Source organism: Bacillus sp. FSL R5-0820 (genome assembly GCF_038593385.1).
In the GTDB taxonomy this organism is placed as follows: Bacteria; Bacillota; Bacilli; order Bacillales; family Bacillaceae; genus Bacillus; species Bacillus altitudinis.
This window is the reverse complement of sequence record NZ_CP151991.1, coordinates 3,124,123-3,140,336: the sequence shown is the minus strand read 5'-3', so window position 1 is coordinate 3,140,336 and position 16,214 is coordinate 3,124,123. Positions and strand designations below refer to the sequence as shown.

The window sequence follows — 16,214 nt, the reverse complement described above, 5'->3', positions numbered from 1 at the left end:
CTGTTGAATAAAAACAGCTCTAGAAAAGAGCTGTTTTGTTTAAGATGTCATCTTATTTTATGAGGAGACAGGCGGAGTTTCAGTGCTCTCTGCACTTGGTAATTGTATAACAGCGGTCGTACCTAGGCCTTGTTCAGATTGAAGAACGAACGTGCCACGATGTTTTTTTATAATTTGATAAACAATGGCTAGTCCAAGACCAGAGCCGCCATCTTTTCTTGTGCGGGCTTTATTCACTCGATAAAAACGCTCAGAAACATGAGGGAGATCTCCTTTTGGAATTCCGCTGCCTTCATCTGTGATTCTCAATTCAGCAGTTTGTTGGTGAACGAATAATTCAATCGAAATCGATTTTCCTGATGGCGTGTAATGGATGGCATTGTCCAATAAATTACGAACGACTTGCTCAAGTCGATCGCTATCACCATAAATAATACAATCTTCTTCGAGTTCTCGGTTGAACGAGATTCCCTTTTGACTAGTAATGAATGTCATTTGATCAAGAACATCATGAATAAGCTGCGCAAAGACGATTGGTTCCATCGTTAGTGGGTAAGATTCCCCCTCTAACTGTGCGAGATCAAGAAGGTCATGGACGAGCCGGCTTAATCGTGTGGATTCGTCTTGAATAATCTGCATGCCTTTCTTTTGATCAATAATGCCTTCTTCAATTCCTTCAGCATAGCCTTTCATATAACTTAAAGGCGTTCTCAGTTCGTGGGAGACATTGGCAAGGAACTCTCTGCGATGTTGTTCAACTTTTTCTAAGGTAGAGGACAGTTTATTAAAGGAACGGCTCAGCTGATTTAACTCATCCCCTTTTTTGGTCACAGCCATGCGTTTTGAAAAATCACCAGATTCCATTTCCATTGCAATTTCTTTCATTTGATTGATCGTCCTTACGACTTTATTAGAACTTTTATATCCAATAAAGAAAATCAAAAGCAGGATAATTAAAATAGAGATGCCAAGCGTTAATCGAATTTGAACAAACGGTTCATACACATCAGATAAAGGCATAGAGAGGAAAATGGTTCCTGATAAATCATTTTTGTTTGAGAACACAGGGATGGCAATCCCGAGAATATCTTGATGAAACTGGGGGTGTTCTCTAATTAACACAACTGTTTTCCCCTGAAGAAGCTTTTGGCGTTCTTTAAACGTAATGAGGTTATCGTTTGTATTCGTATCAAAAGGAATACCGCTTGAAAGCTCCATAGGATCATCAGTAAAAATAACACTTGCCTGACTTGAGTCATTTGCCCACTTCATTCTGTCAGTAAAATATGTGTCTTTCCCGTGTTTGTGATAGATTTCTGCCAGTTTCTTTCCTTGTAAACTTAAAGAGTCAATCTGTTTATCTATATATAAGTGCTGGTATAAGTAATAAGTCAGGGCAAGAGCTGAGGCAGCAACGATGCCTATAACTGAAAGGATTAAGAAAAGCACTTTCCTTTTAATAGATAATGGCTTCATTTGTCCTCCTCAAACTTATAGCCGACACCCCAAACGGTTTTAATATACCGTTCCGCTTCCTTTAATTTCAGTCTTAGTGTTTTAATATGTGTATCGACTGTTCTTAAAGAGCCACTAGGTGAGTGTGATTCCCACAATTTTTGATAGAGCTGTTCACGGGAAAAGACTTGGCCTTGATTGAGCAGAAGAAACATAAGTAAATCAAATTCTCTTCTTGTTAAATTGATGGGCTTTTGCTTGAGATAGACTTGTCTGCCGTCTTGATCGATCTCCAAGTCACCAATCATGATTCGACTGCGCTTTAAAGAAAGACCTCTAATTCGTCTTAATGTCGTTTCAATTCTAGCTGCAAGCTCACGTAGACTAAAAGGCTTCATGATGTAGTCGTCTGCTCCAATTTCCAGCCCCTTAATGCGATCTTCTTCATAACTTCTAGCTGTTAAAAATAAAATGGGGATTTGGGAGGTTTGCCTGATGCGCTGGCAGACTTCGAATCCATCCATATCTGGCATCATAATATCCAATACAACAAGGTCAATGGCCTCTTTTTCAAGCTGATGTAAGGCGCCCGTGCCATTATTTGCAGTTATCACGTGAAAGCCTTGTCTCTGCAAAAAGGATCCGATTAACTCAAGCATATCTAATTCATCATCTACTATTAAAATATTCATCTGTTCTTTCATTTCTTTTCCTCCAACATGATAGCATAAGGTCCTGCTGGGATGTTCAGTCGGTTCTTCAACATAAATGTATGTTTGTCGATGACGGATACTGAATTGTCATCTAAGTTACTGACATATATAGATGAGGAATCAGCAGTGATATAATTCGGATTTTGACCGGTCTCAACAGAGGAAAGCAGTTTGTTTTTCTCGGTATTTACTTTATATAGTGTGTGGTCTCCATGACATAATACATATAAAGTAGAAGAGTTTTTTTCTGAAAAAAATGCGACTGGCATAACACCTAGTTTGATTTCTCGCTGTTTTTTACCTGTTTTAGGGTCGTAAGCAAAAATGCTCTTATTTAATGTGCCCGGTTTACCGTGCCCTCCAACCCAAATGGAATGCCCATCAAAATGAATGCCAGATGGCCGTTCTAGGACGGAAATCGTTCGTATCTTTTTTTTCTTTTCAATATCAATGACTGAAACAGAATGACTTTTTGCATTTAAAACAAACAACGTTCCTGAAGAAGACAACGCCATAGAAGAGGGTAATGTCCCGGTCTTCACAGTTGCTTTTATTTTCTTGTGCACTGTATCGATAAAATAAACGACATTTTTCTCTGAATCGGTCACAAGTAAAGTGTTGGTATCCGCATCATACGCAAGTGAAGTCAGACCTTTATTCATATCCATATAGTCCGCTGCTGTTCCTTTTTTTAAATTGATTTCTATAAGAGATTGTCCTTCCTTACTTGATGCAATGATCACGTCTTTGTTGATGTGAACAAGATCAGTGAGAGGATGTTTTAAATCAACGGAAGAGACAATTTTATTTTTTTGTAAATCAACGATTGAAAAGGAGGCTTTTTTTAGTTGAGAAATGACAGCAATTGATTGAGAGCTGCCAGGTGGCGTAAATTGCTGGTCTTTTCCGCAGCCTGCTAGGAAAAATAGTAGAGCTGACAAGCATATTAAAAAATATTTCACTCGTTTCATCCTTCTGCTCCTTTGGTGCTCTATTTTCAAAAAGCATAACACAAAAATTGTGAAAAAAAATCGAAGTTATGAATGCTGGAAGATATGAAAAGAAGTTTTTAGGTGGGGAAGTAGAGTTGAATGAAAGTTGAAATTTCTTTTTCGTTTATTCATATGACATTTTTTCATGAGTAAAAGATCATTTTCACAGTTTGATCATTGTATCCATAATCGGTTACAGTAACAAATAATCATAGCTCCCCCGCCCTAAATAGAGCGAAGGGAGTCATTAAGCAGAGTGTTCAGATGAATGAGAAGTGGGTTTCGTTTTTAGACGATGAGAGAGGAGGAAACCAAGAATACCTGCGCCCATTAATACGATAAATAAAGATTGAAAACCACTTAATATACCAATTAAAGTAGATGAAATGATACTTCCGAAATATCGAAAGGTAGAAAAAATCCCAGATGCAGAGCCGGATAAACTCTGATCAACAGATGTTAAAGAAGCCATCTGCATGCTAGTCATGCCAATACCTGATGAGATCCCCCCAGCGACTAATGTGATGATAAGGAGTGGTAAATTTGGGTAGCTGCTTAGTGTGATCAGCATAACACCGGATAAAGTAAGGCATAGAAATGAAAATCGAATCATTTTTTTGGCACCTTTTATTGGATGGAGCTTTGCTCCGAGTAATCCACTAATAGACATACAGAGTGAAAAGATCGAAAGGAAAATCCCGCTTTGTGTATGAGAAAGCGCGAGTTTTTGCTCCATAAACAGCGGCATGATGAGAAGAATCGCGTACATCACAAAATTACTAAGCATGATAGAAAGGTTAGCGTTCGTAAAAGTACTGTTTTTAAATAGTGTCAAATCAATGATGGGATTTGTAACTTTTCGTACGTGTTTGAAAAATAAAGGAATGGAAATGACCGCTAGAACGCCATAGATCATGTATTCGTTTAATACTTGGCTTTTAGTAAACAAAATGAGTGTGGCGATCCCGATTGTTAAGTATAACGAACCGATGATATCTACATTGGCTTGTAAACGTGTATGTTTCATCTTCGGAATCATAAAAACGCCTGTCACAAGTGTGAGAATCAAAAATGGTATATTCACTAGGAAAATGGAATGCCAGTCAAAGCTCTGAATGAGAATAGAGCCGATAAAAGGTCCAAGTGCGGCACCAATTCCCGCTCCAAAACCGAAAAAACCCATAGTTTTAGAAAGCTTTTCATGTGATACTGTTGCACGAATTAAAGCAATGCTGTTCGGCGTTAATATAGCTCCGCCTGCCGCTTGAATTGATCGGAAGCTAATAAGAAAAGCAAGATTAGGTGCGAAAGCACATCCAATGGAGCCAATCAAAAAGAGTATCACACCAGCTAAATACATGCTGCGGTGGCCGTATATATCTCCCAGCTTACCCGCAATAGGTTGAGTGACTGCCATGACAATTAGATAAATCGTGACCACCCAAGTAATGTTTGATATGGATTGATCGTAATAAGTTGATATAGATGATAGAGCGACTGCGATCATGGTTGAATTGACTGGAACTAAAATAGCTCCAAGCAGCAAAGAATAAATGATCAAGTTCTCTTTTTTAAGATTCAATGTGTTTACCACCTTTGTAAAAAAGAAGAATTTCACCCAATTAAGTGGGGGAAATTCCTCTCATGAAAATGTGTGTGCATGTCTCAATAAAGTCTTCTTTTTTTGTTAAAACAAGCTGAATGTCTTGCTCTAGCTGTTGAATGAAAAAGCCAAAATACGTGCTAATAAATATATCTGCATAGATGTCTTCTTTTCCTTCTAATACACGATGCTGAGCACCCATTTTTTTGAAATAATGAATCAGCATGTCTCTCAATTCTTGAGGATAAATTTTTTCATGGTCTGTTAAATCTTTAAACATAGCGGGTTCTCTCATGCTGATATAGATAAATTCTTTTTTTGAAGTCAAATCTTCAAGGAAATAGCTACCGAGAAATTTTAAATCGGTGTATAAATCGTCTTTAAATTCTGCTTCAAGGGTTTTGGTCGGTGTTGATTTCATTTTCATAATGGCAGCAATCACGCCGCGTTTGTTTTTAAAGTTACGAAAAATTGTCGCTTCACTTACATTCGCTTTTGTCGCAATTTCTTTTGTCGTTGTTTTTTGATAGCCCTTTTCAGACAATAATTCCATTGTTGCGCGAATGATCCGTTGATTTGTTGATTTTAACAAGCATACTCACCTCAGGTTATGAATGTGTTTGCAACAAAGTAAGTATACCGATAAAATCTGTGACCGCCAATATGATTCAAACAGTGACGACTATGTCCGTGAATGCTGATTTAATAACTGGATACGCCCATTGGCTCCATCTACTGTCACGAGGTCACCGGATTTTAGTTTTTCAGTTGCGATCCGTGTACCTAGGACAGCCGGTATCATATATTCTCTAGCGATAATAGCGGAATGGGACAAAATGCCGCCAGAATCGGTGATGACTGCTTTTGCGTCTCTAAATAAGCTGGTCCATAAAGGTGTCGTTGTTTTACAAACTAAAATGTCATCTTTTTCAAATTGTGAAAATTCATCAGCAGATGTAATGACTCTGACTCTTCCAGAAGTAATGCCGCTAGATGCACCAATTCCATAGATTGCATCGTCTGTGTTGTTTTCATTTTCCCTTAGCGAACCGAGCATTCTTTCTACTTGCTGTAATTCAGCTTCAGAAGGCGTTCCTGTATAAGCTGGTGGTTGGATGGATTCATTTTCCTTCATTTCAATTTTTCTTTGCTGAATGATCGAATCGTATGTGGTCGAAGTTGTGAGCGCATTGAGTACTTCATCATCGTAAAGATACCAAAGGTCTTCTTGATGAGGGATCGCTCCTTTTTGAACAAGAAGTTCACCAATTTTTAAGAGATAGAGTCTCGCTTTTGCATCTAACATGGCATCAATGTAAAAGTGATGATCATCTCGAATATTGGCTGCATGGAGTGCAAAATGATAAAGTTCCTCAAATTTTGTTTTAAACGCTTCATCTGTCACTTGACTGATAAACTGTTCATACGTTTCTTGCCTTTTGATCACGGCTTGTGCAAATTCTTCATCAAAATCAGATTGGTACCGAATGTTGTTTCTAATGATGTCCAAGACAAATTCAGGATTTTCCACCCATGTTTCCTCTGTGAAATCATGGCTTTTAACAGACCGCCAACCATAGACTTGGAGAAAATCTTCTACTTTGGAAATGAAGTTTTTCCCTTTTTCTGTATGATTGAGTGCATATAATAGTTCATCATTCGCTGAATGATCGGTAAATGCCTGAAGAAGTTCCGAATCTTGAAGGACGTCTTTTGCCAAGTGAGATAGCTTTTGATCTGTTTCAAGAGACTTGTTCATCACACCTATCATCATTTCATGCAACAGGACGACTTGTGTTTGATCGCCAGCATATGAGACAAGCATGTCTTCAATGATTCCTGATAGAATGACTTGAGGTATGACAATGTCAAAATGGTCGTCATACGCTCTTAGATAAATCTCTTTTAATTCTTGAAAGCCATTAATGGCTTCATCAATTGTCAGCGATTGAGTGATTTGCCGATCAAGTTTTTCGTATAATGGGAACAAGTTTTGCTCTAAAATGCGATACATTCTTTCGCTTAAACGAGGAAACAGTTCGAATAGGCTCTCGTCAAAAACTGGTTCGGCTACCACTTCTGCTTCTGGCATAGACGGTGAAGAATACAAATGGCCTCTATAAAGCTTGATATCTTTAATATTAAGGTCTGGTACTTGATACTTCTCTCCGATTTTCTTCATCCCGTTTTTTAAAGCAGGTATGATCAAACTTGAAAAAAGAGGACTTGTGGGTCCAGGCATATGATCGTCCATTGAAATCCAGAAGTCTTGCAGCTCTTCAGGTTTCATTTGAAAGGATGCACCTGAGGAGCCATTTGCTGTATTGGTAAAAGCAGCAGTAATCGGTCTTGCTTGAAGTAAATAAAAAGTACCATTTGACATGCCGAATTCGATATCTACTCCATGTCCATAAAGTTCTTCTACTTGTTTTGTCATTTTCGTGATTTGGATCAATTGATCATCTCGAAGACAAAATTGGCCAGCCATCTCCTCACCTACGGGTTGTTCAATGACGCCCTCTTGACAGGGAACAATTTGCACTTCTTTTGTTCCTAGTGATTTTTCAATAGAGTACGTTTCTTTGTTTACAATAAATGTATCTGGCGTCACAAGACCGGAGACGATGGCTTCTCCTAGTCCATAGCTTGCAGTCATCATGACTTCGTTTGTTTTTCCTGATACAGGATTCTCACTAAAGATGACACCAGAGATGTCAGAATGGATCAATCCTTGTACAACAACAGCCATGAGCGGCATCTCTTCCTCGTTCTCAATCATCTCTTCCTTATATTCTGTGACTCTTGCTGCGAAGTAAGACGACCAACATTCTTTGACGGCTTGCAAGAATTCTTCATTTGTTTTGATATTTAAATAGGTCTCGTATTGACCTGCAAAGGAGGCGCCTTCGAGATCTTCCGCAACAGAAGAGGATCGCACTGCAACGGATGGATATGTTTTCAACAATGATTGAAAGGATGAAAGTAATTCTGTCTCCATTTGTGAAGGAAACGAAGCTTCTGTGATTTTTCGGGCAAGGTTTTGATCAGTTGGATGGAAATTGTGATATGAAAGAAAGCTTGCAAAGCTGTTCGTTTTAATAATAAATCCATCTGGAACTGGCAGTCCGTGATTGTTTAATTTAATTAAATTCACGCCTTTTGCCCCTGCGAGTGATGCGGATTCTTCAGCCGCATGAAATAATACTGAATACATGGGAATGCCCCCTTATCCAAATAGCCAATGGTTTCATTTGTCTCTTTTTGTTTTTTTGAATGATAGTGCGCACTATCATTTTCATCATAGAATTTATTGGATGTAACTGTCAAAGACGTAAAGACCTATCTTTAGAAAGGGGACGTTTTCACTAATTTTCCTCCTCATCTATATCAAAAGTCTTCACCCGAGAAGAAAAAAAGCTGAAATCGAAAACTGTGAATTGTTCATTATGCCAATCTTTACTATAATCAAGGGAGTAGACCATGTAGAGGGAGGGTTTTTGTGATTACAAAAGCCATATTTGCACTTGTTTTTCCTTTCTTGCTCGTTATTTTATTTTCAAAGGTTACTTATAATCATTACGTTGGCATTGCATTAACAGCAGCGCTTTTATTTGCTTCGTATATGAAAGGCTATACAGAAACCTACTTTATCGTAGGATTAGATATTATTTCTTTAGTGGCCGGGGCATTGTTTATGGCCAAGAAAGAAGTCGAAAAAAGAGAGAAGGCTGAAAAACATCATTGATGTGATCCCTCTTGATGAAAAGAAAATGTTTTTGATACAGGAGCTGTGCTTACGATTTCTAGTGAGTGCAGCTTTCTTTTTTGTGGTTTTTCTGCTGATCGAATATCTCACTCCAAAATGTTCCATACTGAAAGGAAGGTTTCTTTAGAGGGTTATGAGCCACGGCAGAGAGGGTATGGTTGTATTGGAAATAAAAATCAAGTCAGACACGAACTTTAGTTCGTATTTTTGTGTTCTTTTATGATAATATATTCATTAGATAGATTTCGTAACGAAACGGAGGCTTTGATGTGAGTGACCGCTTTGAATTAGTTTCTAACTATCAGCCCCAAGGGGATCAGCCAAAAGCCATTGAAAAGCTTGTGGAGGGCATCCATCAGGGGAAACAGCATCAAACGCTGTTAGGTGCTACAGGTACGGGAAAGACCTTTACTGTATCCAACCTGATCAAAGAAGTGAACAAACCAACCCTTGTCATTGCGCATAACAAGACACTTGCCGGACAATTATACAGCGAGTTTAAGGAATTCTTTCCGAATAATGCTGTCGAATATTTTGTGAGTTATTATGATTATTACCAGCCTGAGGCGTATGTGCCTCAAACTGATACATTTATTGAAAAGGATGCCAGCATTAATGATGAGATCGATAAGCTAAGGCACTCCGCCACATCCTCATTATTTGAGCGGAGAGATGTCATCATCATTGCCAGTGTGTCCTGTATTTATGGCTTAGGTTCTCCTGAAGAATACAGAGAGCTTGTGCTGTCTTTACGAACTGAAATGGAAATTGAACGCAATCAGCTGTTGCGTAAGCTTGTGGATATTCAGTATTCTCGTAATGATATAGATTTTCAGCGCGGAACCTTCAGAGTTCGAGGAGACGTCGTTGAAATTTTTCCTGCTTCACGAGATGAGCATTGTATCAGAGTGGAGTTTTTCGGTGATGAAATTGAACGTATTCGTGAAGTAGATGCTCTCACTGGAGAAATTCTCGGTGATCGTGACCACGTTGCTATTTTCCCAGCATCTCACTTCGTCACAAGAGAAGAAAAGATGGAAAAAGCGATTATTAATATTGAAAAAGAGCTTGAGGAACAGTTGGAAAAGCTTCGTGAAAACGGGAAATTGCTTGAAGCACAGCGTCTTGAGCAGCGGACAAGGTATGACCTAGAGATGATGAGAGAGATGGGCTTTTGTTCAGGGATTGAGAACTACTCAAGACATCTCACCCTACGTCCGCCTGGTTCAACACCTTACACATTGCTTGATTATTTTCCGGATGATTTTATGATTGTTGTCGATGAGTCACACGTGACCATCCCGCAAATTCGCGCCATGTACAATGGGGACCAGGCAAGAAAACAAGTGCTTGTTGATCATGGATTCCGTCTGCCGTCAGCACTTGATAATAGACCACTCACATTTGATGAGTTTGAAAAGCACATTAACCATATTGTGCATGTATCTGCAACACCTGGCCCATACGAGCTTGAGAAAACGCCAGAGGTTGTGGAACAAATTATTCGTCCAACCGGTTTGCTTGATCCAATCATTGAAGTCCGCCCGATTGAAGGACAAATCGATGACTTAATTGGGGAAATTCATGCAAGGGTTGAGAAAAATGAGCGTGTGCTTGTGACGACTTTAACGAAGAAAATGTCTGAGGATCTGACAGATTATCTGAAAGAAATCGGAATCAAGGTCAATTATCTGCACTCAGAAATTAAGACACTAGAGCGGATTGAGATTATTCGTGATTTACGTCTCGGAAAATATGATGTGCTTGTTGGGATCAACCTTCTTCGAGAAGGTTTGGATATTCCAGAGGTGTCGCTCGTGACGATTTTAGATGCGGATAAAGAAGGCTTTTTACGTTCAGAAAGATCCCTCATCCAGACGATTGGCCGTGCTGCAAGGAATGCAGAAGGCCGGGTTATTATGTATGCAGACAATATGACGAAATCAATGGACATTGCCATACAAGAAACAAAGCGGAGACGTGAGCAGCAAGAAGCGTATAATGAGAAATTTGGTATCACTCCGCAAACGATCCATAAGAAGATTCGAGATGTGATCAAGGCAACAAAAGTACATGAGGATTCGGAAGAATACGAAACAAAAGCAGCACCAAAGTTGTCAAAAATGAGCAAAAAAGAACGAGAAAAAGTGATCGAAAACGTCGAGATGGAAATGAAAGATGCAGCAAAAGCGCTTGATTTTGAAAAAGCAGCAGAATTAAGAGATCTATTGCTAGAGCTAAAAGCGGAAGGATGAATGCCTGATGGCTATGGAACGAATAGAGGTGAAAGGGGCAAGAGCCCACAACCTTAAAAATATTGATGTCAATATCCCGCGCGATCAGCTAGTGGTCATTACGGGTTTATCTGGTTCGGGAAAATCGTCGCTTGCCTTTGATACCATTTATGCAGAAGGTCAGCGTAGGTATGTTGAGTCACTGTCAGCCTATGCACGTCAATTTCTCGGTCAAATGGACAAACCAGATGTAGATGCGATTGAAGGGCTTTCTCCAGCGATTAGTATTGACCAGAAAACGACAAGCAGGAACCCTCGATCAACCGTTGGGACTGTTACAGAAATTTATGATTACTTGCGTCTATTATATGCTCGAGTCGGAAAACCGATTTGTCCTATTCATGGGATCGAAATTACATCACAGACGATTGAGCAAATGACAGACCGCATTTTAGAGTATCCAGAACGAACGAAACTACAAGTGCTTGCTCCGGTCGTATCTGGACGTAAGGGAACTCACGTGAAAGTACTTGATCAAATTCGGAAGCAGGGCTACGTTCGAGTCAGAGTTGATGGCGAGATGGAGGACCTGTCAGAAGAGATCGAGCTTGAAAAGAATAAAAAGCATTCCATTGAAGTGGTGATTGATCGAATTGTCGTGAAAGAAGGCGTGGCGGCACGGTTGTCTGATTCTCTTGAAACGGCACTCCGACTTGGTGAAGGCCGTGTGATGATTGATGTGATTGGACAAGAGGAGCTGTTATTTAGTGAGCATCATGCTTGTCCGCACTGCGGATTCTCTATTGGGGAACTTGAGCCAAGAATGTTCTCGTTTAATAGCCCTTTCGGTGCCTGCCCAAGCTGTGATGGGCTTGGTTCTAAACTAGAAGTAGATCCAGAGCTTGTGATTCCGAATAAGGATTTGACTTTACGGCAGCATGCCATTGCCCCATGGGAGCCTCAAAGCTCACAATATTACCCGCAGCTTCTTGAGGCCGTATGTACACACTATGGAATTGACATGGATATTCCAGTAAAAGATATCCCGACGCATTTATTTGATAAAATTTTATATGGCAGCGGCTCTGAGCTGATTTATTTTAAATATGAAAATGATTTTGGCCAGGTCCGTGAAAATGAAATCGAGTTTGAAGGTGTGCTTCGTAACATTGAACGGCGTTACAAGGAAACGAGCTCCGATTATATTCGGGAGCAAATGGAAAAATATATGGCCAATCAGCCATGCCCGACCTGTAAAGGATATCGCCTGAAAAAAGAAACGCTTGCGGTTCTCATCAATGGCAAACATATCGGAGAAATGACCGATTTGTCTGTATCTGATGCCCTTGATTTCTATAAGAAAATTGAGTTGTCTGAGAAAGATTTGCAGATTGCTCAGCTCATTTTACGTGAAATCAAAGAGCGCTTATCCTTCTTAAATAATGTCGGATTAGATTATCTGACATTAAGCCGGTCTGCTGGCACATTATCAGGCGGGGAGGCGCAGCGGATTCGTTTGGCGACACAAATCGGATCAAGACTGACAGGCGTTCTTTATATTTTAGATGAACCATCGATTGGTCTGCATCAACGGGATAATGACCGGTTGATTGGGACATTGAAAAACATGCGTGATATCGGAAACACACTGATTGTCGTAGAACATGATGAAGATACGATGCTTGCCGCTGACTATCTCATTGATATTGGACCAGGTGCAGGGGTTCATGGAGGAGAAGTGATTTCAGCTGGAACGCCAGAAGAAGTCATGAAGGACCCAAAATCGTTGACTGGACAATATTTATCTGGTGAGAAATTCATCCCGCTTCCGATTGAGAGACGAAAGCCTGACGGCCGCTTCATTGAAATTAAAGGGGCAAAAGAAAACAATCTTAAAAACGTGAATGCGAAGTTTCCTTTAGGTGTCTTTACCGCTGTGACAGGTGTGTCAGGCTCAGGGAAAAGTACACTTGTGAATGAAATTTTATTGAAATCCCTTGCCCAAAAACTGCACAGAGCAAAAGCGAAGCCAGGACAGCACAAAGAAATCAAAGGAATGGATCACTTAGACAAAGTCATTGATATTGATCAATCTCCAATTGGCCGTACACCAAGATCCAACCCTGCTACGTATACAGGTGTATTTGATGACGTGCGGGATGTGTTTGCGCAAACCAATGAAGCGAAGGTACGAGGCTATAAAAAAGGGCGATTCAGCTTTAACGTGAAAGGTGGACGCTGCGAAGCATGTCGTGGAGATGGCATTATTAAAATTGAAATGCACTTTTTACCTGATGTATATGTGCCTTGTGAAGTGTGTCATGGGAAACGTTATAACCGCGAGACGTTAGAGGTCACGTATAAAGGGAAAAATATTTCCGATGTTCTTGAAATGACGGTAGAGGACGCACTTCAATTTTTCGAGAATATCCCGAAAATTAAGCGGAAGCTGCAAACGATCTTTGATGTTGGATTAGGATACATTACACTTGGGCAGCCTGCCACGACATTGTCTGGTGGAGAGGCGCAGCGTGTGAAATTGGCATCTGAGCTTCACCGCCGTTCAAACGGAAGATCCTTGTATATTTTAGACGAACCGACAACCGGTCTTCATGTGGATGATATTGCTAGGTTGTTAAAAGTGCTCCAGCGCTTGGTCGAAAACGGGGATACGGTATTGGTCATTGAGCACAACCTTGATATTATTAAGGCTGCCGATTACCTTGTTGATCTAGGACCAGAAGGCGGTGCTGGTGGAGGAACGATTATTGCTTCAGGCACACCTGAACACATTGCTAAAGAAGAAGCTTCTTACACCGGTCGATACTTAAAACCGATTTTAGAGCGTGATCGTGAGCGAATGAAACAGTTAGTCAAAGAAACAGAAAGTGTGACATCCTCATAAAGAAAAACCCCTCGGAAAAGAGGGGTTTTCCTTTTATTGCACATCTTCCTTTGGCATTAAGTTACTGAGGTGCGTTAAATCCTTTAAAATATGAGTGCTGCTACTATCGAGCAGTACTTTTAAATAACGGATATCACCATACTTCGGATGAGACGGATGAATGGCCTCTAGCTCCTTGATCATATCGCTGTTCATGCTTTTCTGTTTCTGTATAAGGTCTAAAAGCGTTTGTGCCGTGTGGTTAGCATTATGATGATCTGTCAAAATAATTACCCCCTATAATGATAATCACCATCTTTTCAACATATTTTAAAGGGTAATCCATGAAGAATCTACACTTAGGTGCAAAAAGAAATAATTTGTGTCTAAGGTCATATGTAAATCGAATGAGTTTGAAACTTTTTATACGCCATAAACGTATGAGTTAGAAAGGAATTTTCATCATGAAGGAGCGAATATATATGAACAGAGATCAGTCGATCATTGCATCTATTTGTTATTTTAGTGTATTTTTCATGCCGTTTATTGTACCAATCGTGGCATATTTTGTAGTGGATCAAAAGGAAACGAAACGGCATTCGCTGCGTGCATTGTGGTCACATGTTTTGCCAGTCGCAGCGTGTGTGCTGCTGGTTTTTGGATCTATCCCCTTTTTATTGACGACACAGGCAAGCGACTCACTCGTTCCAGTGTTCACCGTACTTATCTTGTCCTTTTTAGTCGCCATTGGCTTTTTGATCTCTGTCATTTGGAATATCATTCAAGGTATTAAAGTGCTTCAATCCATCAAATCGTAGGAGGGCTTTGTATGAATGAAAAAGAACGCATTTTAAAATTAGTAGAAGACGGGACATTATCTGCAAAAGAAGCAATTACGCTACTTGAAAAATTAGAAGAAAATCAGTCCATTTCACTAGAAAAATCAACGGCTGATCATACCTTTCATGAAGAAAAAGCTGGCACAGAGAATAAAGGAACTGGTACTGAAAACCTCGGTGCAAAGCTGTTTGGATGGTTAGATTCGGCGGTGAAAAAGGTCAAAGATGTAGATCTTGATTTGAACTTTGGACAGTCCGTCGACGTTGAACACATTTTTCAATTCAAAGACGCTGCACTGTCCCATTTAGATATACAATTGGCAAACGGCAGTCTCAATTTGATGCCTTGGGATGATGGGGATGTTCGGGCAGAGTGTCATGCGAAAATTTACCGTGCAGAGGATGGAGAGCAGGCCAGACAGCAATTTCTTCAACATCTGGATTGCGGGCTTGAAGGGGACAAATTTTTTATCCGAACTGAAAAGAAGACCATGAAGGTCAATGTCACCCTGTATGTACCTCGTATCCAATACGATAAGATCAAAGTCAAACTGTTTAATGGACCGATTCGCGGGGAAAAGCTAAAGACAAAAGAACTGGCTGCAAAAACAACAAATGGCGTCGTCTCTTTTGCCTCTTTACAAGCAGAAAAAGTCGGAATTGAAACAGCAAATGGACAAATCAAACTGGCTGATCACGAGTGTGGTATGATTGAAGTAGAAACCATTAATGGGCTCATTGACCTGCGTGGGAAAAGTGAATCAATTGATGCACAGAGCTTCAATGGGAACATTGCTGTTCAGCTGTCAGATGAGAAATGCCGTTCGATCTATGCAAAAACGACAACAGGCAGTGTGGACGTTCAGATTCCGCGTGCTTGTGCAGTGACTGCGGAGCTGAAAAGCAATCTCGGATCGATCTCTCATGAGCTGCTTGATGCAAATATGATTAAAGAGAAAAATGAAACGCTGCAAAAAGAGAAAATGATTAAAGCCAATCAACAGGCGGAGCACAATATATCCATTTTTGCAGAAACAAAAACAGGCTCAATCCAAGTAAAGCACCAATCAGACAAGGAGTGATTCTACATGAAGAAGCTTTATCGTTCAGCGACAGATAAAAAAATAGCGGGTGTTGTCGGTGGACTTGCTGAATACTTAAGTGTCGATGCATCCCTGCTTCGTATTTTAACGGTGATCATCGGATTTATGACAGCATTTATGCCGATATTCTTGATCTACTTCATCTGGTATTTTGTTGTTCCGGAAGAAGGCACTAACTAAATGCTTAGATGGATCGTTAGTATTTTCGTCAATGCATTACTTTTAATCGTCATTGCTGGATATTTTGATTCAGGCATTTTGCCAGGCCTTGGTAGTGTGTATATTGAAGGCTTTGGCGCAGCGATTGTAGCAAGTATTATTTTGTCCTTGCTCAATATTTTAGTGAAGCCGTTTTTGATCATTTTAACGCTGCCAGTGACAGTACTTTCACTAGGATTGTTCCTCTTTGTCATTAATGCCATCACACTGATGATGACCTCAAGCTTTATGGGAGATAGTTTTAACATTGATGGGTTTGGAACGGCCATTTGGATGGCTGTCATTTTATCCATTTTCCATCTGCTCATACAGAAAGGAATCGTGGAACCGTTAGCGAAAAAAAGCTAACGGTTTTTTTGTGTGAATTTATATCGTTTCCCCGTTCCATCTGTCATAAAAACCGTCT

Annotated in this window: 14 protein-coding genes; 7 read left to right on the top strand and 7 right to left on the bottom strand. The window is 40.0% G+C overall.

The window, feature by feature from the left end; translation table 11 throughout:
• Positions 1–57: 57 nt before the first annotated feature.
• The 6 genes from NST15_RS16295 to NST15_RS16270 all read right to left on the bottom strand — a co-directional run bounded on the left by NST15_RS16295 (position 58) and on the right by NST15_RS16270 (position 7,977).
• A complete protein-coding gene (locus NST15_RS16295; RefSeq protein ID WP_046526817.1) occupies positions 58–1,476 on the bottom strand; it encodes an ATP-binding protein in 1,419 nt (472 codons plus the stop codon).
• Positions 1,473–2,159 (bottom strand): response regulator transcription factor, encoded by a 687-nt coding sequence (locus NST15_RS16290; protein ID WP_024719907.1) that lies wholly within the window; start codon positions 2,157–2,159, stop codon positions 1,473–1,475. Before NST15_RS16290 ends, NST15_RS16295 begins: the two co-directional genes overlap by 4 nt.
• On the bottom strand, positions 2,156–3,139 hold the full coding sequence (locus tag NST15_RS16285; RefSeq protein WP_050826649.1) for a YncE family protein: 984 nt from the start codon (positions 3,137–3,139) through the stop codon (positions 2,156–2,158). The genes NST15_RS16290 and NST15_RS16285 overlap by 4 nt, the downstream gene beginning before the upstream one ends.
• 268 nt (positions 3,140–3,407) lie before the next feature.
• On the bottom strand, positions 3,408–4,742 hold the full coding sequence (locus NST15_RS16280; RefSeq protein ID WP_019743411.1) for an MFS transporter: 1,335 nt from the start codon (positions 4,740–4,742) through the stop codon (positions 3,408–3,410).
• Positions 4,743–4,782: 40 nt separating this feature from the next.
• Entirely contained in the window at positions 4,783–5,355 is a 573-nt protein-coding gene (locus NST15_RS16275; RefSeq protein WP_025208046.1) for a TetR/AcrR family transcriptional regulator, read from the bottom strand.
• Between the two features lie 90 nt (positions 5,356–5,445).
• Positions 5,446–7,977: a PEP/pyruvate-binding domain-containing protein gene (locus NST15_RS16270; RefSeq protein ID WP_342498668.1), complete on the bottom strand. Its 2,532-nt coding sequence runs from the start codon at positions 7,975–7,977 to the stop codon at positions 5,446–5,448.
• Between the two features lie 285 nt (positions 7,978–8,262).
• Between NST15_RS16270 and NST15_RS16265 the strand changes: the two genes are divergently transcribed.
• From NST15_RS16265 to uvrA, 3 genes are all read left to right on the top strand, one after another.
• Positions 8,263–8,508: a CsbA family protein gene (locus NST15_RS16265; RefSeq protein WP_008348197.1), complete on the top strand. Its 246-nt coding sequence runs from the start codon at positions 8,263–8,265 to the stop codon at positions 8,506–8,508.
• A 290-nt stretch (positions 8,509–8,798) separates the two neighbouring features.
• Positions 8,799–10,784, top strand: a complete 1,986-nt coding sequence (uvrB, locus tag NST15_RS16260) for an excinuclease ABC subunit UvrB (protein ID WP_017357886.1) — start codon at positions 8,799–8,801, stop codon at positions 10,782–10,784.
• A gap of 7 nt (positions 10,785–10,791) precedes the next feature.
• Positions 10,792–13,668, top strand: a complete 2,877-nt coding sequence (gene uvrA / locus NST15_RS16255) for an excinuclease ABC subunit UvrA (RefSeq protein ID WP_050826647.1) — start codon at positions 10,792–10,794, stop codon at positions 13,666–13,668.
• 33 nt (positions 13,669–13,701) lie between these two features.
• Here the strand turns inward: uvrA and NST15_RS16250 are convergent, their stop codons facing one another.
• The gene (locus NST15_RS16250) at positions 13,702–13,932 is read right to left on the bottom strand and encodes a hypothetical protein (RefSeq protein WP_008348188.1); all 231 of its coding nucleotides are present in this window, start codon (positions 13,930–13,932) and stop codon (positions 13,702–13,704) included.
• Positions 13,933–14,129: 197 nt separating this feature from the next.
• Here NST15_RS16250 and NST15_RS16245 point away from each other — a divergent pair, with 197 nt between their 5' ends.
• Genes NST15_RS16245 through NST15_RS16230 form a run of 4 tightly spaced genes read left to right on the top strand, consistent with a single transcriptional unit; the run spans position 14,130 to position 16,156 of the window.
• The gene (locus NST15_RS16245; protein ID WP_024719900.1) at positions 14,130–14,465 is read left to right on the top strand and encodes a hypothetical protein; all 336 of its coding nucleotides are present in this window, start codon (positions 14,130–14,132) and stop codon (positions 14,463–14,465) included.
• A gap of 11 nt (positions 14,466–14,476) precedes the next feature.
• On the top strand, positions 14,477–15,568 hold the full coding sequence (locus NST15_RS16240) for a DUF4097 domain-containing protein (RefSeq protein ID WP_007500040.1): 1,092 nt from the start codon (positions 14,477–14,479) through the stop codon (positions 15,566–15,568).
• Between the two features lie 6 nt (positions 15,569–15,574).
• A complete protein-coding gene (locus NST15_RS16235) occupies positions 15,575–15,769 on the top strand; it encodes a PspC domain-containing protein (RefSeq protein ID WP_008348183.1) in 195 nt (64 codons plus the stop codon).
• Positions 15,770–16,156, top strand: a complete 387-nt coding sequence (locus tag NST15_RS16230) for a phage holin family protein (RefSeq protein WP_007500042.1) — start codon at positions 15,770–15,772, stop codon at positions 16,154–16,156. It abuts the gene before it with no gap.
• Positions 16,157–16,214 lie beyond the last annotated feature (58 nt).

Excerpts from the sequence above, each read along its gene's own strand:
- NST15_RS16295 (WP_046526817.1), bottom strand. The coding sequence starts at position 1,476 with ATGAAGCCATTATCTATTAAAAGGAAAGTGCTTTTCTTAATCCTTTCA.
- NST15_RS16290 (WP_024719907.1), bottom strand. The coding sequence starts at position 2,159 with ATGAAAGAACAGATGAATATTTTAATAGTAGATGATGAATTAGATATG.
- NST15_RS16285 (WP_050826649.1), bottom strand. The coding sequence starts at position 3,139 with ATGAAACGAGTGAAATATTTTTTAATATGCTTGTCAGCTCTACTATTT.
- NST15_RS16270 (WP_342498668.1), bottom strand. The coding sequence starts at position 7,977 with ATGTATTCAGTATTATTTCATGCGGCTGAAGAATCCGCATCACTCGCA.
- uvrA (WP_050826647.1), top strand. The coding sequence starts at position 10,792 with ATGGCTATGGAACGAATAGAGGTGAAAGGGGCAAGAGCCCACAACCTT.
- NST15_RS16245 (WP_024719900.1), top strand. The coding sequence starts at position 14,130 with ATGAACAGAGATCAGTCGATCATTGCATCTATTTGTTATTTTAGTGTA.
- NST15_RS16240 (WP_007500040.1), top strand. The coding sequence starts at position 14,477 with ATGAATGAAAAAGAACGCATTTTAAAATTAGTAGAAGACGGGACATTA.
- NST15_RS16235 (WP_008348183.1), top strand. The coding sequence starts at position 15,575 with ATGAAGAAGCTTTATCGTTCAGCGACAGATAAAAAAATAGCGGGTGTT.
- NST15_RS16230 (WP_007500042.1), top strand. The coding sequence starts at position 15,770 with ATGCTTAGATGGATCGTTAGTATTTTCGTCAATGCATTACTTTTAATC.